24 protein-coding genes and 1 pseudogene are annotated in these 17,276 nt (G+C 65.0%); 16 read left to right on the top strand and 9 right to left on the bottom strand.

Annotated elements, in window-relative coordinates:
* Positions 1 to 99: 99 nt before the first annotated feature.
* Together ALVIN_RS16545 and ALVIN_RS04940 are read left to right on the top strand one after the other, a co-directional pair.
* Complete coding sequence (locus ALVIN_RS16545) at positions 100 to 1,146, top strand: COG3904 family protein (protein WP_012970213.1); 1,047 nt, start codon at positions 100 to 102, stop codon at positions 1,144 to 1,146.
* A 23-nt stretch (positions 1,147 to 1,169) separates the two neighbouring features.
* Positions 1,170 to 1,451, top strand: coding sequence for a lysozyme inhibitor LprI family protein (locus ALVIN_RS04940; protein WP_223295267.1), 282 nt, complete (start codon positions 1,170 to 1,172; stop codon positions 1,449 to 1,451).
* Between the two features lie 262 nt (positions 1,452 to 1,713).
* On the opposite strand, the gene ALVIN_RS04945 is transcribed toward ALVIN_RS04940, so the two are convergent.
* From ALVIN_RS04945 to ALVIN_RS04955, 3 genes are read right to left on the bottom strand one after another with little or no spacing between them, the layout of a single operon-like run.
* On the bottom strand, positions 1,714 to 2,394 hold the full coding sequence (locus ALVIN_RS04945) for a M15 family metallopeptidase (protein WP_012970214.1): 681 nt from the start codon (positions 2,392 to 2,394) through the stop codon (positions 1,714 to 1,716).
* A 44-nt stretch (positions 2,395 to 2,438) separates the two neighbouring features.
* A complete protein-coding gene (locus ALVIN_RS18195) occupies positions 2,439 to 2,765 on the bottom strand; it encodes a WGR domain-containing protein (RefSeq protein WP_317623703.1) in 327 nt (108 codons plus the stop codon).
* Complete coding sequence (locus tag ALVIN_RS04955) at positions 2,755 to 3,060, bottom strand: SDR family oxidoreductase (RefSeq protein ID WP_081442713.1); 306 nt, start codon at positions 3,058 to 3,060, stop codon at positions 2,755 to 2,757. Before ALVIN_RS04955 ends, ALVIN_RS18195 begins: the two co-directional genes overlap by 11 nt.
* A gap of 225 nt (positions 3,061 to 3,285) precedes the next feature.
* On the opposite strand from ALVIN_RS04955, the gene ALVIN_RS04960 reads away from it, so the two are divergent.
* Entirely contained in the window at positions 3,286 to 4,059 is a 774-nt protein-coding gene (locus ALVIN_RS04960; protein WP_012970216.1) for a M15 family metallopeptidase, read from the top strand.
* 55 nt (positions 4,060 to 4,114) lie between these two features.
* Here ALVIN_RS04960 and ALVIN_RS04965 read toward each other — a convergent pair whose 3' ends face one another.
* On the bottom strand, positions 4,115 to 4,714 hold the full coding sequence (locus tag ALVIN_RS04965) for a DUF938 domain-containing protein (protein ID WP_012970217.1): 600 nt from the start codon (positions 4,712 to 4,714) through the stop codon (positions 4,115 to 4,117).
* Positions 4,715 to 4,831: 117 nt separating this feature from the next.
* On the opposite strand from ALVIN_RS04965, the gene ALVIN_RS18200 reads away from it, so the two are divergent.
* Positions 4,832 to 5,341, top strand: coding sequence for a bile acid:sodium symporter (locus ALVIN_RS18200; protein ID WP_012970218.1), 510 nt, complete (start codon positions 4,832 to 4,834; stop codon positions 5,339 to 5,341).
* Here the strand turns inward: ALVIN_RS18200 and ALVIN_RS04975 are convergent.
* Together ALVIN_RS04975 and ALVIN_RS04980 are read right to left on the bottom strand one after the other, a co-directional pair.
* On the bottom strand, positions 5,310 to 5,858 hold the full coding sequence (locus tag ALVIN_RS04975) for a DUF427 domain-containing protein (RefSeq protein ID WP_012970219.1): 549 nt from the start codon (positions 5,856 to 5,858) through the stop codon (positions 5,310 to 5,312). The two genes, ALVIN_RS18200 and ALVIN_RS04975, sit on opposite strands and share 32 nt — an antisense overlap.
* 8 nt (positions 5,859 to 5,866) lie before the next feature.
* Positions 5,867 to 6,142, bottom strand: coding sequence for an oxidoreductase (locus ALVIN_RS04980; protein WP_043795530.1), 276 nt, complete (start codon positions 6,140 to 6,142; stop codon positions 5,867 to 5,869).
* Positions 6,143 to 6,230: 88 nt separating this feature from the next.
* Between ALVIN_RS04980 and ALVIN_RS04985 the strand changes: the two are divergent.
* Together ALVIN_RS04985 and ALVIN_RS04990 are read left to right on the top strand one after the other, a co-directional pair.
* A pseudogene (locus tag ALVIN_RS04985) lies at positions 6,231 to 6,473 on the top strand (transposase); the annotation flags it as partial.
* Positions 6,474 to 6,544: 71 nt separating this feature from the next.
* Entirely contained in the window at positions 6,545 to 6,871 is a 327-nt protein-coding gene (locus tag ALVIN_RS04990) for a YebG family protein (protein ID WP_012970221.1), read from the top strand.
* A 141-nt stretch (positions 6,872 to 7,012) separates the two neighbouring features.
* Here the strand turns inward: ALVIN_RS04990 and ALVIN_RS04995 are convergent, their stop codons facing one another.
* The gene (locus ALVIN_RS04995) at positions 7,013 to 7,660 is read right to left on the bottom strand and encodes a peroxiredoxin (protein WP_012970222.1); all 648 of its coding nucleotides are present in this window, start codon (positions 7,658 to 7,660) and stop codon (positions 7,013 to 7,015) included.
* A gap of 399 nt (positions 7,661 to 8,059) precedes the next feature.
* On the opposite strand from ALVIN_RS04995, the gene ALVIN_RS05000 reads away from it, so the two are divergent.
* The 5 genes from ALVIN_RS05000 to ALVIN_RS05020 all read left to right on the top strand — a co-directional run bounded on the left by ALVIN_RS05000 (position 8,060) and on the right by ALVIN_RS05020 (position 11,712).
* Positions 8,060 to 8,671, top strand: coding sequence for an NAD(P)-dependent oxidoreductase (locus tag ALVIN_RS05000; RefSeq protein ID WP_012970223.1), 612 nt, complete (start codon positions 8,060 to 8,062; stop codon positions 8,669 to 8,671).
* 225 nt (positions 8,672 to 8,896) lie between these two features.
* Positions 8,897 to 9,286, top strand: a complete 390-nt coding sequence (locus tag ALVIN_RS05005) for a hypothetical protein (RefSeq protein ID WP_012970224.1) — start codon at positions 8,897 to 8,899, stop codon at positions 9,284 to 9,286.
* 247 nt (positions 9,287 to 9,533) lie between these two features.
* Complete coding sequence (gene gloA / locus ALVIN_RS05010) at positions 9,534 to 9,935, top strand: lactoylglutathione lyase (protein WP_012970225.1); 402 nt, start codon at positions 9,534 to 9,536, stop codon at positions 9,933 to 9,935.
* A gap of 228 nt (positions 9,936 to 10,163) precedes the next feature.
* Positions 10,164 to 11,036 carry a PA4780 family RIO1-like protein kinase gene (locus ALVIN_RS05015; RefSeq protein ID WP_012970226.1) on the top strand — a complete coding sequence of 291 codons (873 nt, stop codon included), beginning with the start codon at positions 10,164 to 10,166 and terminating at the stop codon, positions 11,034 to 11,036.
* A gap of 337 nt (positions 11,037 to 11,373) precedes the next feature.
* Complete coding sequence (locus ALVIN_RS05020; protein WP_012970227.1) at positions 11,374 to 11,712, top strand: zinc ribbon domain-containing protein YjdM; 339 nt, start codon at positions 11,374 to 11,376, stop codon at positions 11,710 to 11,712.
* A gap of 24 nt (positions 11,713 to 11,736) precedes the next feature.
* On the opposite strand, the gene ybaK is transcribed toward ALVIN_RS05020, so the two are convergent.
* Together ybaK and ALVIN_RS05030 are read right to left on the bottom strand one after the other, a co-directional pair.
* Positions 11,737 to 12,219 carry a Cys-tRNA(Pro) deacylase gene (gene ybaK / locus ALVIN_RS05025; protein WP_012970228.1) on the bottom strand — a complete coding sequence of 161 codons (483 nt, stop codon included), beginning with the start codon at positions 12,217 to 12,219 and terminating at the stop codon, positions 11,737 to 11,739.
* A gap of 3 nt (positions 12,220 to 12,222) precedes the next feature.
* Entirely contained in the window at positions 12,223 to 12,402 is a 180-nt protein-coding gene (locus ALVIN_RS05030; protein WP_012970229.1) for a hypothetical protein, read from the bottom strand.
* Between the two features lie 221 nt (positions 12,403 to 12,623).
* On the opposite strand from ALVIN_RS05030, the gene ALVIN_RS05035 reads away from it, so the two are divergent.
* From ALVIN_RS05035 to kdsB, 5 genes are read left to right on the top strand one after another with little or no spacing between them, the layout of a single operon-like run.
* Positions 12,624 to 13,253, top strand: a complete 630-nt coding sequence (locus tag ALVIN_RS05035; RefSeq protein WP_012970230.1) for a MotA/TolQ/ExbB proton channel family protein — start codon at positions 12,624 to 12,626, stop codon at positions 13,251 to 13,253.
* The gene (locus ALVIN_RS05040) at positions 13,250 to 13,678 is read left to right on the top strand and encodes an ExbD/TolR family protein (protein ID WP_012970231.1); all 429 of its coding nucleotides are present in this window, start codon (positions 13,250 to 13,252) and stop codon (positions 13,676 to 13,678) included. Before ALVIN_RS05035 ends, ALVIN_RS05040 begins: the two co-directional genes overlap by 4 nt.
* Positions 13,675 to 15,459, top strand: a complete 1,785-nt coding sequence (msbA, locus tag ALVIN_RS05045; protein WP_012970232.1) for a lipid A export permease/ATP-binding protein MsbA — start codon at positions 13,675 to 13,677, stop codon at positions 15,457 to 15,459. The genes ALVIN_RS05040 and msbA overlap by 4 nt, the downstream gene beginning before the upstream one ends.
* A 33-nt stretch (positions 15,460 to 15,492) precedes the next feature.
* Positions 15,493 to 16,488, top strand: coding sequence for a tetraacyldisaccharide 4'-kinase (gene lpxK, locus ALVIN_RS05050; RefSeq protein WP_012970233.1), 996 nt, complete (start codon positions 15,493 to 15,495; stop codon positions 16,486 to 16,488).
* Positions 16,489 to 17,256, top strand: coding sequence for a 3-deoxy-manno-octulosonate cytidylyltransferase (gene kdsB, locus ALVIN_RS05055; RefSeq protein WP_012970234.1), 768 nt, complete (start codon positions 16,489 to 16,491; stop codon positions 17,254 to 17,256).
* Positions 17,257 to 17,276: the final 20 nt, after the last annotated feature.

Genomic DNA, 17,276 nt, shown 5'->3' on the forward strand with positions numbered 1-17,276 from the left:
TCGCGGCTTCGTGTGTATCCTTCCATCCGGCTCCCGCACCCCTCATCGGACGTCGTCCGGGCGCGGTTCTTACGCATGATCCGCTTGGAGGCTCCAGACATGCTCTCGATGCACCGCCACCCCATCGCTCGGCTCCTGCCGGGGTTGATTCTGGCCTTGACCGCGTTCGCGGCCACGGCCCAGCTCGATCCTCCAACCTATCAGGGCGGACGTGGACAATGGCAGTGGGAGGGGAACGTCGCCAAGACCTTCTTCGACAATGGGCTGGCCATTGCGATTGCTTTTCCGCCCGATGACGACTGCGATACCGCCTACTTCGGTCTTATCGGCAACGATCAGGTCAAGTCGATGACCTTCACCATCGACCAGAGCCAATACAACACGCTCGACGTCGAAGCCATCGATGCCGGTGACGGCACGCCGCTGATCGGTTTCCCGCTCTCGGACCAGGCGCTCTACGACCTCAAGCGCGGCCAGATCCTGCGCGTGCGCACCGACCAGGGCAATCTGAACGTGGGACTCACGGGCACGGCCCTGGCGTTCAACAACGCCTACGGCAACTGTCGGCTCATGCTCCAGGGGACCACACTGCAACCGAGCCGCAGCCGTCCCAACGCCGAGCAGGCATTGGCCCCCACCAAGCCGTTGGCGCCCGACAAGCTCTCGCGCATCGACCTGGAGAACGGGACGGTGATCGTCATGTTCGCGGGCGAGTTCGAGGCTGGGGATGGGCAACGGATCATCGCGGCACTGGAGGAAACCGGCGCGTCGGCACTCGGACTCAACAGCGTCGGCGGGCTGGTCTCGGAAGCGCAGATGGTCGGCTACTATCTGCGCAGCCACAACCTCGTTACGATCGCGGGCGAGATGTGCGCCAGTGCCTGCACCTTTGCGCTGGCCGGCGGCGTGGATCGGCTGGCTATCGATGGAGCACGCATCGGCCTGCATCAGTCCTATACGCCCGGTGGTGGCGGCAGCCTGGAGGATGGTCAGCGTCTGGTCGGCAACTACATCCGCTACTTCCAGAGCATGGGGGTGGATGCCGAGGTCGTGGCGTTGGCGGCGACCATGCCCAGCGATGGTATCCGCTGGATCGATCCCGGTCGGGCAATGGAATTGAAGCTCATCGGGGCGGTTTTGCCCTGACACCACATCGGAGACCTTATCCCATGCGTAGACTGGCCCTGTCCGCCGTCCTGCTCAGCACCTGCACGATCTCGCATGCCAACGACGAGCTTTATACGACACGTTACTCAAGCTGCATGGACCAAGCGGGCGGCGTGACCGTTGAGATGCTGGACTGCATTGGCGAAGAACTGAACACGCAGGACGCGCGGCTCAACGGCGCGTATCAGAAGCTGAGGGCTCAGCTGTCGGCTGAACGCCGGAAAGCGCTTCAGTCGGCGCAGCGGTTGTGGATTCAGTATCGGGATGCGAACTGCGACTTCTAACTCGACCCCGAAGGTGGGACGCTCCATCGTGTGATGGCCGCCGACTGCGTGTTGCGGGAAACGGCCGAACGCGCGAAGGAGTTGGAAGGTCTGGCCGAAGTCTACGGTCACTGAGTGACGTGCATTTCAGCGGCCGCCACCAACCGCTCCATCTGCCGCGCAAGCGCAATATCGCGCTCGGCGGCGCTGGGGCGTGGTGGCGACCGTGCTGCTGCTGGTCGCTATCGAATTCATGGCGGCCAGGCCAGTTTGAATCGCCCGCTCAAACCTGAGCGTAGATCGCCTGCGGTTGCTGCGCATACGCCGCCCAATAGCCATCGCCATAGGAATAGTGCCACCATTCCGAGGGCATGGGCGCAAAGCCGGCCTGGAGCATCGCCAGCAGGAGCAATCGGCGCTGTGCCTGGGCGAGCGGCGGAATCTGTTCGGACAGTAGGTGTGAGCGTTCCTCAAGCGCATTGACGCCCGATCCCATGTCGACGCGTTCCTGGTTCTGCATCAACGCCAGATCCACCGCGCCGCCGGTCAGGTGCGGCGGGATGGAGCGGTACGGATCGGCAATGAACTGTGTGATCAGGCGATAGCGTTCGGCCGCATCCAGATCGGGGTAATCGGCTTCGCACTGCCGGGAAATGTCCTCGAACAGCTGCTGCTGCACCGCTTTCGGGCGCAGGGTTTCCAGGATGAACAGCTGATAGCCCAACAGGTGCAGTGCGTCGGCCGCCTGGAGCAACCGGAGGGCCGCACCGGCACGCATCCGGAAATCGGTCATCTGGGGCGCAAAGACCAGTCGCCGATTGGTATCGACTTCGCGCAGATCGACCAGCGGCTCACCGCCTTCGACGGTCGGGATCATGTTGGCGGCAGGTTCATCCAGGTAGGTGCGTAACCGGTCGAAGGGCGACAGGGCCAGATAGTCATCGAGTGCGTAGGCTGTTTGCATCGTTCGGATTTCCTGTGTGAACGGCGTTGTCGCCTGTCCGGCCTTCAGGCCACTGTCTCCCGATAGCCATGCTGCAGGCGTCGCTTTCCAATCGCCGCGATCTGCTTCAGTCCGGCCTCATGCGACTCGACCAATACGATGCGCTGTCCGCCCAGCTGCGAACCGATCCCTCCCCAGCACTGGAGCAGTGTCCAATCGCCGAACAGGTCGCGGACCAGAGCCACGCTGTAGTAACGCTGCTTCTCTGGATGAATCCAGCGGCATTGCGACCGCTCGCCATCCGTGTGAGGCCGGACCGGCCGGTTTGACGCTGCCTCCAGGCTCGGGCGACGTGTTGAATGAAGTGTGACCATGTCGGCGTCACGCCGCATAGATCATGGTGCGGGTCATCCCGCCATCGACGATCAGGTTGTGGCCGGTGATGAATCCCGCCTGGTCGCCGGCCAGGAAGCGCACGGCCGCGACGATGTCTTCCGGCGCGCCGACCCGTCCGACGGCATGTTGGGTCCGATCGATCGGGCGATGGTGCGGCGCGCGCCGATGGGCCGACTTCTGGAGCGAACCGGTCTCGATCCAGCCGGGACTGATGGCATTGACCCGGATCTCCGGTCCCAGACTGATCGCGGCGGCGTGGGTGAAGGCCAGCGGTGTGGGGGTGTTCGGCATCGTCGACAGAACTCCGGTATCGGTGCGGGACTCGGGCTACCCACCGCCGCGCGGCGGGACTGGCCGACTGGGGCTATACTCGTCCCCCATCTATCCAATGCAGCTCACCATGATCGAGATCGAATACAGCGTCAAGGGCCGCCGGCTGGAGTCGGGTGTTTCCCAGGCACGGATCGATCCTGGTTATCATGGCGGTTCTTCAGCCCCCTGATGGGATGTTCACGCATGTCACTGACCCGCCCCTGTCGTCTATGGCCGGCGATCCTGATGGCCGCCGTCGCTGTTTCAGTCACCGCCGAGCCATTGCCGGAGGGCTTCGTCCATCTCCAGACGCTGGCGCCTGAGATCGTGCAGGACATGCGTTATCACGGCGCCTACAATTTCATCGGCCAGCCCATCGATGGCTATCTGGCCCCCTCGTGCATCCTGACCCGCCAGTCCGCCGAGGCACTCCAGGCCGTCCAGACCGAGGTGTCTCAACAGGGTCTGCGGGTGAAGGTGTTCGACTGCTATCGCCCGACCCGCGCCGTAGCGCACTTCGTGCGCTGGAGTCAGGACGTCGCCGACCAGCGCATGAAGCTCGCCTTCTATCCGCGTGTCGACAAGGCCGACTTCTTCCGCCTCGGCTATGTGGCCGAACGCTCGGGGCATTCGCGCGGCAGCACCGTGGATCTGGCCCTGGAGCCGATCACCGTGCCGGCCGATGTCGCCGTCACGCCCGACGGACATTCGCTGGTCGACTGCACGGCCCCGCACGCCGACCGCTATCCGGACAGCGCCCTCGACTTCGGCACCGGCTTCGACTGCATGGATCCGCGCTCGCATCCGGACAACACCGAGGTTTCTGCCGCCGCCCAGGCCAATCGCGCCCGACTCACCGCCGTCATGGTCCGGCACGGCTTCCGGCCTCTGCCCGAGGAGTGGTGGCATTTCACGCTGGAAGACGAACCCTTTCCCGACACCTATTTCGACTTTCCGGTGACGGCTCCCGGCGACTGAACCAGATCCAGCCGACGCACGCGCGACCGGTTTCTCCAGTCGCTCAACCGCCGCTTCAGTTCCGCTCCCACACCAGGGTGAAGTTGTTCACCGGCATGGCGTGCTCGGCGGTGAGTTGCAGGCCATGTGCCGCCGCGAACTTCTCGAGCTGGCGCTGGTCGCGTACCCCCATTGCCGGATCCTGGTCGCGCAGCCAAGCATCGAAGCGGGCGTTGCTCGGACTGGTGTGTTGGCCATCGCGACTGAAGGGGCCATAGAGTGCGAAGAGGCCGCCCGGTTCCAGATGGGCGCCGACACCGGCGAACATCGCCTCGACGGCCTCCAGGCTCATGATGTGAGCGGTATTGGCGCTGAAGATGGCCTCGAAGCGCTCGACGGGCCAGGGCTTCAGTACATCGAGTTCCAGTGGCGGCGGGAGGTTGCTCAGGCCCGCCTCCGCGATCCACAGGCGGATCCCTGGAAGCTGCTCGGCCCGATCGCTGCATTGCCAGGTCAGATGGGGGAGGGCGGCCGCACAGTAGACCGCATGTTGTCCGGTACCGCTGCCGATTTCGAGCAGTCGACGGCGCGACCGTAACAGGGGCGCGAGCACGGCCAGGATGGGGGCGCGGTTCTGGTCGCAGGACTCGGCATAGGGCTTGTCGACGGGAGGCATGTGGCGGTCTCTCCATGTGTCTGGGTGCGCAATGATATCCTGCTGGTGCGTGAGGCCCGAGGGGTATCGCGCCCTGGCCGAGGCGCTCCATGCGGTGCTGGTTCGGGAGGGAGCATTGTGAGTCAAGCTCATGTCGACGCGCCACCAGGAAGCGTCCTGACCCGGCTGTTCCCGCTCTGGGCGTTGCTGGCGGGCTTCGTCGGCTTCATGGTTCCCGAGACCCTATCAGACTGGCGTGCGGCCGTGATGCCGCTGCTGGGCGTAGTGATGTTCGGTATGGGGGCCACCCTGCGCCCCAATGATTTCCTGGCCATTGCCCGCCGACCGGCGCTCATCGGTCTGGGGCTGGTGGCGGCGGTGATGCTGCACAATGGGCTGGGACTGATGCTGGGCTATTGGGGCGCGCGGGCGTTCGGACAGGACGTGGTCCGCGCCCGGACGCTGGCCATTGAGGTCGGGATGCAGAACTCGGGGCTGGCCGCCGCCCTGGCGCTCAAATCCTTTCCGGCGGCGGCCGCGTTGCCGGGGGCGCTGTTCTCGGTCTGGCACAACCTGTCCGGGGCCATGCTGGCGGCCTGGTGGTCGCGGCAGGCGCCTACCACTGTCCAGTCCCCGGCTCGCCCTTGAACGGCCCAACGATCTCGGTGGTGATCCAGCCGCCATAGTAGCCGCCGGCTTGCGCGCGGACTGTCTCCCCGGCGATGACACAGTGCAGCCGCGCGGGATAGGCCGCCAGCCAGCCGGCGATCACCGCCGCCTCGTCCCCGGCGTCGGGATAGCTCCAGAGCGCGTCGCGGATGAGTCCGTCCGATCCCTGGACGTGCCAATAGTGGGCCTCCCCCTTCCACTCGCACCGCGTGCGGCGCGGCGAGGGACGCAACAGCGAGGCATCGAAGGCATCGGTTGGCAGATAGACGGTCGGCGGACTGCCGGTTTCCAGCACCCGGATGCTGACATTCGATCGGGCCAGGCACCGGGTTCCGGCGTGGATCTCGATCAGGCGCGCATCGCGGACATACAGCGGCGGGCGCGGATAGTCCCAGACCGATTCCTGTCCGGTGCCGGGGACATGGGCGAAGGCGGGACGTCGCTGGCCGCGAAAGGTCCAGACGGCGCGGGCGCGTTCGAGGGCGTTCGGATCCATGGGTAGCGTCAAGACCCAAGCGTTGGATAGTCGGTGTAACCCTTGGCGTCAGCCGTGTAGAAGGTCGCCATGTCGGGCGTGTTCAGTGCGACCCCGGTCTGCATCCGTTCGACCAGATCGGGATTGGCCAGGAAGGGACGGCCAAAGGCGATGAGGTCGGCGCGATCTTCAGCGAGTGCGACTTCCGCGCTCGCCCGATCGAAACCGCCCGCCAGGATGAAGGGACCGTCGAAACACTGACGCAGTTGCCGCTTGAGCGGGTCCGGCACAGGCGGCGCCCCCATGGCCGAGTGATCCAGGACATGCAGATATGAGGTAGCCTGATGAAAACGGATACTCCCGCTTGGTAGAGTCTACCGAGCGAGGTGCAAGATGAAGAACCAGAGTTATTCACCGGAGTTTCGGGCCGAGGCGGTCAAGCTGGTTGTTGAGCAGGGGCTGTCGCAGGAGGCGGCGGCTAAGCGGCTCTCGATCCCCAAGGGCAGGCTTGGCAACTGGATGGCGGCGGTCAAGCGCGGCGGTGCTGTGGCGGTACCCGGTGGGCGTGGTGTGCCAGAACTGGAGGCGGAAAACGCCAAGCTGCGCAAAGAGTTGGCCGAGGTCAAGCTGGAGCGATCCAATGGGGCGGACCAGTGAACGCTATACTCCCCGTCCCAGACCACTGATGGCCGAAATGGGGCCGCACTATGATCGAAATCGAATACATCGTCCGTGACCGCCGGGGAGTGGAACGCTTGCGCACTGCCGACAAGAAGGCCGCCGAAGCCTATGACCGCATTCTGGAGAACGCCGAGCGGCTGGCCGACTGGCTGCGCGCCGGGTCGGTGTTGCCGAGCCTGCCCGATGACGAGCTGGAGACGCTGACGGTGCACCTGGCGCGTCATGCGCGCGAGGTCGAGCTGATCCTGAAGGGCAAGCCGTTGGAGTCTGAGTCGGGCGCGGGGGCCGCATCAGCGACTGCGGTCAAGACCGAGCAAGCCGAACCCGTGCCGCTCAAAGCCGTGAAGGTTTGACCGATGCCCGAGCGAGAGGCCGCGACCCACTCGCCCCTGATCGGCTGGATCGACAGAGGCGGGGTTTGGGTTGGCGGATAGACCAAGACCCCGCTCACGGAGCCGGGGTCTTGGTTTCAGTCACACCTGCGGGTCAGGCGGTCAGAGCGATTTCTTGCAGAAGTACCAGTCGACGCACTCGTACTCGCCGCTGACGGCGCGCGCATTGGCCTCTTCCACACTGCCCGGCGGCGGGACGATGACCTTGTCGCCCGGCTGCCAGTTCTCGGGCGTGGCGACCTTGTTGGCATCCGAGGTCTGCATCGCCTTGACCAGACGCAGGATCTCGTCGATCGAGCGACCGTTGCTCATGGGATAGTAGAGCATGGCGCGCAGCACGCCCTGGGGATCGATGACGAAGGTAGCGCGCACCGCCGAGGTGTCGCTCGCGCCCGGCTGGATCATGCCGTACGCCTTGGCCACGGCCATCGACAGATCCGCGATGATCGGGAAGCCGATCTCGACGTCGAACTTCTCCTTGATGTTGCGCACCCAGGCGACATGGCTGTAGTGACTGTCGATCGAGAGTCCGAGCAGTTCACAGCCGATGGCCTGGAAGTCGGTGTGGCGGCGGGCGAAGCCCATGAACTCGGTGGTGCAGACGGGCGTGAAGTCGGCCGGGTGCGAGAAGAGCACCAGCCATTTCCCGCGATAGTCCTCCAGCGTCTTGCGGCCGTGGGTGGTCGGGGCGTCGAAGGTCGGTGCGGGTTCGTTCAGGCGTGGCATGGTGGTGGTCGTCTCTTGAGTCATGGCTGAGCGCTCCATTCGTGTCAGTAACGTTCGGTGTGGATCCCTCTCACGAGGTTGAGGCTAGATTAGCGCTCGCTCATGAACGGATACAGTCGTTTGTCACGATCGGTTTAATTGCTCTAACGAATTGACAAATATCAATAAAAATCCGATCTGGCGGGCCAGCTTCGTGGCTCGAAGGTTTCCGGTGCCGGCGTCGTCCGATCCGGTATGAAGCGCCTGTCCCGACTGCGGCTATGAGTGGCTACAACAGGCCGATGAAGCGGGCGAAGAGGTGAACCGCTCCGAGAAACCCGGTGCGGTTCAGTCATGATTGAGGCCGTGAGCCGACCAGGACTGGAAGCGGTCAACGAGTCCCCCAGATTGTATAGAGGCTCAAACCACACCGAGGACACACCGATGCACATCGCACTGTTTGGCGCCACCGGCGGCACCGGCCGGCAGGTACTGGCTCAAGCCCTGGAACAGGGCCACCGGATCACGGCCCTGGTCCGCGATCCGTCCAAGCTCACCCCGCACCCCGATCTGACGCTCGTCACGGGCGACGTGCTCGACCCGGCGGCGGTCGCACGCTGTCTGGCCGGGACAGACGCCGTGGTCTGCGTGCTCGGCTCGCACGGCTCCAAGACCCCGATCGAGGCGCGCGGCACCGAACGCATCCTCAGCGCCATGCCGGATCAGGGCGTGCGTCGGCTGGTGGTCGTGACCTCGCTCGGGGTCGGCGAGAGTCGCGCCCAACTGGCCTGGCCCTGGCGGCTGATCATGGAGCTGACGCTCAAGGCGATCCTGGAGGCCAAGGCCGAGCAGGAGCGGCTGGTGAAGGCCAGCGGCCTGGACTGGATCATCGTGCGCCCCGGTGGGCTGACCGATGGTCCGCGCACTGGCGCCTATCGGTTCGGGACCGATCCGACGCTCAAGGCCGGGCGGGTCAGCCGTGCCGATGTCGCTGACTTCGTGTTGCGGCAGCTCAATGAGGACAGCTTTCTGCATCAAGCCCCGGCGGTGACTTGAAGGCACCGTGGCGATCCATCACCAATGCTCCGTGCCCGGCTCGCCCTTGAACGGCCCGACGATCTCGGCTGTGATCCAGCCGCTAGAGTAGCCGCCGGCTTGCGGGTGCGTTCGAGGGTGTCCTGATCGATGGGCATGACGGATCTCCTGACGGACAGTGCGCGAGGTTGGGTCGGCTTCGGGCTATCATCCACGATTTCCGTCCCTGACCACCCTGGAGCGCCCATGGAATTCTTCGCCACATCGCCCGCTCACTGGACCGCTGAGTCACTTCAGCGCCACCTGACCGGGCCGCGTCTGAGCGCGTTCTGTGCCGCCATCGATCGCGTGCTGCATTGGGACGACACCCGCGATCAGGGCGAGATCTATTGCCTCTGGGGACAGTTCCAGGTACGCCGCGAGTGCATCCGGGAGGGCGTGCGCTTTACGCTGCCGACCTGCCCCAATGCCTTGGCCTGGACGCTGACCGCTCAAGAAGACTCGGCCCCGGCGGGAACGGGTGTCCTGATCCACGCCACCATCAATCGCACCGAGCATGATCCCGACTTCATCGAATCCATCGAGGCCTTCATTGAGGACTGGCGAGCGGGACTGGCGCGTCCCGTGGCCGGCTGAGTCTACACGCCGCCGAAGCCCAGGCCCGCGCTGGCGGGCCTGGGCTGAACAGGTCGGCTGCACGCACATTGCCAGCGCGCGCGCCGCCTCGCCCGAGGCCATCCCCCTGACGGCGCGCTACGTGCTGGTGGCCCTCGTCGATGGACAGGAGCGGGTGATCCGGCACTATCATCGCCGCCCGTCGCGCGCCTTTCTCGACATCGCGACGCCCGCCCCATCCTCACAACACACAACTCAGGAGTCCTGCATGAGAATCCTCCACACCATGTTGCGCACCAGCCACCTCCAGCGTTCCATCGACTTCTACACCCAGGTGCTCGGTATGCGCCTGCTGCGCCAGAAGGACTACCCGGACGGCGAGTTCACGCTCGCCTTTCTGGGCTATGGCGAGGAGTCCGAGCAGAGCGTCATCGAGCTGACCTACAACTGGGGCGTGGACCGCTACGAGCGGGGCACGGCCTATGGCCACATCGCCATCGAGGTCGAGGACGTCTACGCCGCCGTGGAGCGGATCAAGGCGCAGGGCGGCAAGATTCTGCGCGACGCCGGCCCCATGAACGCGGGAACGACGATCATCGCCTTCGTCGAGGATCCCGACGGCTACCCGATCGAACTCATCGGCGCCGGACAGGTGGCGGGCGAGGGATAGGTGGGAGTGCCGAGCGATGACTGCGTGTTCTTGGCTTGAGTCAATTGTGATACGTTCAGCCGTCTCGTCTGAAGCTTGCTGTTGCGCCCCGTTGGTTTGGGGGCCACACCAGCGTGGTGTGTCGGCCATCACGGCTGAAGAGACCATAGAGCGCAAAGAGACCACCCGATTCACTCGGACAGAGCAATCCGCCCTGGTCTGTCCTTCCGACTGCGACGCCAAGCGCCCATGAAAATTCCCAAACGTCTCGAACCGCTGGTCCAGGAAGGACTGATCGATGAAGTCCTCGGCTCACTCAAGAGCGGCAAGGAGGCGGCGGTCTATGTGGTGCGTGCCGACGGAGTCGTCCGCTGTGCCAAGGTCTATAAAGCGGTCGACCAGCGCGGTTTCCACAAGCAGTCGCTGTATCGCGAAGGGCGGCAGGTGCGCAACAGTCGTCAGGCGCGGGCGATGGCCAAAGGCTCCCGCTATGGCCGCCGGGAGCAGGAAGACGTGTGGCAGAACACCGAAGTCGATGCCCTCTATCGTCTGGCGGCGGCCGGGGTGCGGGTGCCCCAGCCGTACAATTTCATCGACGGCGTGTTGCTGATGGAGCTGATCACCGACGCGGATGGTGAGGCGGCGCCCCGGCTCAACGATCTGGATCTGACGCCCGAGCAGGCGCGGGCCTATCACGCCTCACTGATCGCCGACGTGGTCAGGATGCTCGGCATCGGCTTGATCCATGGCGATCTCTCCGAGTTCAACATCCTGGTCGATGCACAGGGACCGGTGATCATCGATCTGCCCCAGGCCGTCGATGCCGCCGCCAACAACCATGCGCCCTGGATGTTCAAGCGCGATGTGGCCAATCTGGCGGCGTATTTCGGTCAGTTCGCCCCGGAACTCCTGACCACCAGCTATGGCGAGGAAATCTGGCATCTGTACGAACATGGCCATCTGACGCCTGAGATCAGCCTCACCGGTCATTTCAAGGGCCAGCATCGGACGGTCGATCTCGACGACCTGCTGAACGAAATCCACGATGCCGAGGAGGAGGCGCAGCGCCGCCGGCAAGCGCGTGACGGCGATCCGCTCGACGCTGAACCGGTTCCTCAGTGAGCCTCCCAGCCTTCGATTCGAGTCCCTCATGCCGCTTCGCCATCCGTCGTCCTGGCAAGGCGCGTCGGCAATGTGGGTGCGGCCGAGCGCTCGATCCGGCGCGCCAGTCTTCGACGAAGGCCTCGATGGACGCGACAAAGTCAGGGTCATGCTCGGTGCGGTTGATGGTGGCGTGGATCAGGATACGGAGAGACAGCCAATGCCTCGCGCTGCACGACAGCCGCGCCTCCATCCCGAGCAGAAAGCGTTTCCCCGACATTTCCGGTCTCCGATGTCGGTATCGTCCGATCAGGTATGATGCGACCCCCTTTCAATACAAACCAATGACGGCCAACCTATGAGTACACCTCCGCCTTGTCCCCGCTGCTCGATGGACAACACCTATCCCGACGCTGATCTCTACATCTGCGCCGACTGCGGTCATGAATGGTCGCAACAGGCCAGTGAGGATGGGGGCGAGGACGCCCTCGTGGTCAAGGACGCCAACGGGCAGGTTCTCAGCGACGGCGACAGCGTGGTGCTGATCAAGGATCTCAAGGTCAAGGGCACCTCGACGACGCTCAAGGTCGGCACCAAGATCAAGGGCATCCGGCTGGTGGGCGGCGATCATGCCGTCGACTGCAAGACCGACGCCGGGAGCTTTCTGCTGAAAGCAGAGTTTCTGAAGAAGGCGTGAACCATGTCGCCACGGGGCCGAACGTCAGACGGCCATGCCCACCAGAGCCGGCTGGAGCACGCGCAGCAGATCCGCCGTGGCCAGTGAGATGATATAGCCGCGCTTGCCGCCGTTGATGTAGAGGCGCGGCAGGTCGGCGATGCCCTGCTCGCAGTAGACCGGCATGGCGCGACGAGTGCCGAACGGGGAGGTGCCGCCGACCTGATAGCCCGAATGCTTGTCGGCGACCTTGGGATCGCAGGGCGTTATCCGTTTGGCACCGATGGCACGGGCGAGCGCCTGGGTCGAGACCTGACGATCGCCGTGCATGAGGACCAGCATGGGTTGGCGCTGCTCGTCCTCCATGACCAGGGTCTTGATGACGAGATGTTCGTCGACGCCGAGTTCGCGGGCGAACTGGGCCGTGCCGCCGCCCTCGACATAGGTGTAGGGATGGCCCTCGAAGGGCACACCGGCGGCGCGCAGTACGCGCACCGCTTGGGTGACGGGTTCCTTGGCGGGTTTCATCGGTCAGCGCAGACCTGAACCGAACAGCGCGCTCAGGATCGCCATGAACACCGAGGCGATGACCGTCAGGATGAAGACCGCCGGGATCGAGGCGATGGCGGCCTTGACCATGAAGACGACCATCGACCAGAACGGCATCTGGATGTCGACGACGGTGACGCGGGTATTGGGTTCATAGGACATCGGGCGAACTCCGTATGGTGGATGTCGTGGCACAGCACAGTATCCCGAGCCGGGACGGACGCTTCAAGCCTCACGCGCGTCTCACCGCCCGGATCCGATGATTCAGGCGCTTGCCTGCCACGAGTCCGATGCCCGCTGCGACCCATGGCAGGCTTCGAGTATCATGCTCGACCGAAACAGCGCACCGCGCTGGACGGGTCGATGACCGTGGAGGATTTCCCTTGCTTGAACTCATGTATGCCGGTGGCTGGCTGATGGTGCCGATCCTGGCCTGTTCGGTGCTGGCGACCGCGATCGTGATCGAGCGCGCCTGGACGCTGCGTCGCTCGCGCATCATGCCGGAGCGGCTGGTCGAACGGATCTGGCGCCTGCATCAGGAACAGCGGCTCAACGCAGTCGCCATCGCCCAGATCCGCGAGGGGTCGCCGCTCGGACGCATCCTGGCCGCCGGTCTGGTCAATCGTCAGCACTCGCACGAGGTGATGAAGGACGCCATCAACGATGCCGGACGCCATGTGGTGGCGCAGCTCGAACGCTTCCTGAACACGCTCGGAACCATCGCCGCGATTGCGCCGCTGCTGGGCCTGCTCGGCACCGTGCTGGGCATGATCGATGTCTTCGGGGTCATCATGGAGGCGGGCGTGGGCAATGCCGGCGTGCTGGCCGGCGGTATCTCCAAGGCGCTCATCACCACGGCCGCCGGACTCTCGGTGGCCATCCCCGCGCTCATGTTCCACCGCTTCTTCGACAGCAAGGTCGGGCGGATCGCGCTCGACATGGAGGAGCAGGCACTGCGGCTGGTCGAGGTGCTCCAGGGCGAGCGCGAGGCGACCGGAGAGGCGTCGCGATGAATCTACGCCCGCATCGCCGTCAGCCGGTGGACATCAATCTAGCCCCGCTGATCGATGTCGTCTTCCTGCTGCTGATCTTCTTCATGGTCTCGACCACCTTCAAGGACGAGGCACGTCTGCGCGTGCAGTTGCCACAGGCTCAGGGCGAGGACATCCCGGCTCAGGAGCCGGCCATGATCCGGATCGTCATCGATCGGGCCGGGCGCTTCTTCGTCGACGATCGCGAGGTGACGGATACCCGGACCGCGACCCTGGCGCGTCTCCTCACCGAACGTCGCGGCGAAGACAGCGCCATCCCGGTGCTGATCCAGGCCGACGCCGCTACGCCGCATCAGGCCGTGATGACCGCCATGGATGCCGCCAGTCAGGCCGGCCTGACCCGCATCGCCTTCGCCGCGACCCGTTCTGAAGGGGCCGCGCCATGAGTCAGGACGCGATGATCTCATCGGCCGACGCGCGTGTCGTCTATCGGCGGTTGCTTGGCTATGTCCGGCCCTATTGGCGCATCTTCGGGGTGTCGATCGCCGGGATGCTGGTGTTCGCCGTCACCGAGCCGCTGTTCGCCGCCATGATGAAACCCCTGATCGACGGCAGCTTCGTCGATCGCGACATCGAGATCGTGCGGCTCATGCCCTGGCTGCTGGTGGGGCTGTTCGTGGTGCGCGGCCTCGCCGGGTTCGTCAACACCTATTTCCTGAGCTGGGTCGGGCGGCGGGTGGTGGCCGATCTGCGTCAGGAGATGTTCGAACATCTGCTGCGCGCTCCGGCGCGGTTCTACGACACCCAGGGGTCGGGCCACATCCTGGCCAAGCTCACCTACAACGTCGAGAACGTCGCCAATGCGGCGACCTCGGCGGTCACGACGCTGGTGCGTGACGGCTTCACCGTGATCGGGCTCATGGCCTACATGCTCTATCTGAACGCGGGGCTGTCGCTGATCTTCCTGGTCATCGGTCCGGTGATGGCTGGTGCGGTCAAGTACGCCACCAAGCGCTTCCGGCGCCACAGCCGGCGCATCCAGGATCGGGTCGGCGATCTGACCCACGTTGCCCAGGAGGTCATCGACGGTCAGCGGCTGGTCAAGGCGTTCGGCGGCCAGGGGCGCGAATCGCGGCGCTTCCAGCTCATCAACGAGAAGACCCGCTCATTGCAGATGAAGATGATCGCCACCGAGGCGGCGAGCGTACCCCTGGTGCAGTTGATCTCGGCGGCGGCGATCGCGGTGGTGGTCTATCTCTCGACCATGCAGGGACTCAAGGAGAACATCTCGGTCGGCACCTTCATGTCGTTCGTGGTCGCCATGGGGCTGCTGTTGCCGCCGGTCAAGCGGCTGACGGCGGTCAATGGTCAGTTGCAGCGCGGCATCATCGCCGCCGAGAGTCTGTTCGAGCTGATCGATGCCGAGAAGGAATCCGACACCGGCACGCTGAGCCTGACGCGCGTCGAGGGGCGGGTCGAGTATTGCGGCGTCAGTCATCGGTATTCGGAGGACAAGGCGCCGGCGGTGCGGGAGCTGGACCTGCTCATCGAGCCGGGCGAGAAGGTGGCCTTGGTCGGGCGCTCCGGTAGCGGCAAGAGCACCATCGCCAATCTGCTGCCGCGTTTCTATGATCCTACGGTCGGGGAGATCCGCATCGATGGCGTCCCGATCCGGGAGCTGACGCTCGCCAGTCTGCGCGCCCAGATCTCGCTGGTGAGTCAGGACGTGGTGCTCTTCAACGACTCGGTCGCCAACAACATCGCCTATGGGCGCGCCGAACCGCCGAGCCGTGAGGCGCTGGAGCGGGTTGCCGCCAGCGCCCATGCGCTCGAATTCATCGAGGCGCTGCCCCAGGGCTTCGACACCCTGATCGGCGACAAGGGCGTGCTGCTCTCAGGCGGTCAGCGCCAGCGTCTGGCCATTGCGCGTGCCATGCTCAAAGACGCGCCGATCCTGATCCTGGACGAGGCGACTTCGGCGCTGGACACCGAGGCCGAGCGTCATATCCAGGCGGCGCTGGAGACGCTGATGGCCAAGCGCACCACGCTGGTCATCGCGCATCGGCTCTCGACCATCGAGAGCGCCGACCGCATCCTGGTGTTGCAGGACGGGCGGATCGTCGAGCAGGGGCGTCATCCGGAACTGCTGGCGCTCGGTGGCTATTACGCGCGGCTGCATCGGTTGCAGTTCCATGATCTGTCCGATGCATCCAAAACGCCGGCCTGAGTGTCGGCATCCTCTGGGGGCGGAAGTGCGCGGATGAGGCTCGATCCAACATCCATTTGGTACAGCCGCAGCCGTCGCCATCCGCTCACCCGGCTCCTGCTGCCGCTGTCCTGGCTCTATGGCGCCATCGTCCGTGTCCGACGCCGTGCCTACCAAAAGGGCTGGCTGGCCAGCGAACGATTGCCCGTACCCGTGGTCCTGGTCGGCAACCTCACCGTCGGCGGAACCGGCAAGACACCCTTGGTGTTGCGCCTGGTCGAGCTGTTACGCGCCCAGGGCTGGACACCAGCGATCATCACGCGCGGCTACGGCGGCCGTGCAGAACACTGGCCGCAACGGGTCACGCCCGAATCCGATCCCGACCGGGTCGGCGACGAGCCGGTCCTGCTGGCGCGTCGTTCGGGCTGTGTCGTGGTCGCGGGGCCGGATCGGGTGGCGGCCGGACGTCTGGCCATCGCGCTGAGCGGCTGCGGCATCCTGATCAGTGACGATGGTCTCCAGCACTATCGGCTGGCGCGCGACCTCGAGATCGTCCTGATCGACGGCACGCGCGGCTTCGGCAACGGCCACTGTCTGCCGGCCGGTCCATTGCGCGAGCCGCCCGCGCGACTGAACAACGTGGATCTGGTGCTCCACAAGGGCGGTGCGGGGCCGGGCCACCGCATGCAACTGCATCCCGGCGAGCTGGTGAATCTGCGCGATCCGACCCAGCGGCGTCCGCTGTCGGATCTGAGTGGACAGCGGGTGCGTGCCGTCGCCGGGATCGGTCATCCCGAACCCTTCTTCAGGCAACTGGAGGCGGCGGGTCTGGTGGTCGAGCGCTGGCCCTATCCGGATCATCATCGTTACCGCCCCGAGGACGGCGACCGCTGGCGCGGCCTGCCCGTCGTCATGACCGAGAAGGACGCCGTCAAGTGCGCGACCTTCGCTGCGAGCGATCACTGGATGCTGCCGGTCACGGCGATACTGGACCCGGATTTCGCCTCGCACCTTCTCCGCAAAACCGATCAACTCAGAGCGAATCGCTGAATGGACAGAGATTTCAAGGTCGTCATCCCCGCCCGCTACGGCTCGACCCGTCTGCCGGGCAAGCCATTGCTCGACATCGCCGGCAAGCCGATGATCCAGCGTGTCGTCGAGCGCGCTCGGGCCAGCGGCGCCGGCGAAGTCGTGGTCGCCACCGATGATCGGCGTATCCGCGAAGCCTGTGAAAAACTGGGGATCGCCACCGAGATGACCGCTTCGAGTCATCGCAGCGGCTCGGATCGGGTCGCCGAGGTGATCGAGCGGCGCGGCTGGAACGATGACACGATCGTCGTCAACCTCCAGGGTGACGAGCCCTGCATGCCGCCTGCGCTCATCAATCAGGTCGCGTCCAGTCTGGCCGCACGCAACGAGATCGGCCTGGCCACGCTCGCCCACCCGATCGACGACAGCGCCACGCTCTTCGATCCGCATGTGGTCAAGGTCGTCATCGACACCGCCGGTTTTGCACTCTATTTTTCGCGCGCCCCCATCCCCTGGCATCGCGACGAGTTCCTGGGTGACAAGGCCCGGCTGCCCAAGTCGGTTGCTTTTCTTCGACACATCGGCCTCTATGCCTATCGGGCCGCCTTCCTGAAGCGTTTCGTCACCCTGGAGCCCGCGCCGCTGGAGATCGCCGAGTCGCTCGAACAGTTGCGCGCCCTCTGGCACGGTGCGCCCATCCATGTCGGGTTGGCCGCCGAGACGCCGGGACCGGGGGTGGATACCCCGGATGATCTGGCGCGAGTCGTTCGGTATCTGGAAGCCATCTGAATCCGATCAAGCCGCAAACT

This window comes from Allochromatium vinosum DSM 180 (genome assembly GCF_000025485.1).
In the GTDB taxonomy this organism is placed as follows: Bacteria; Pseudomonadota; Gammaproteobacteria; order Chromatiales; family Chromatiaceae; genus Thermochromatium; species Thermochromatium vinosum.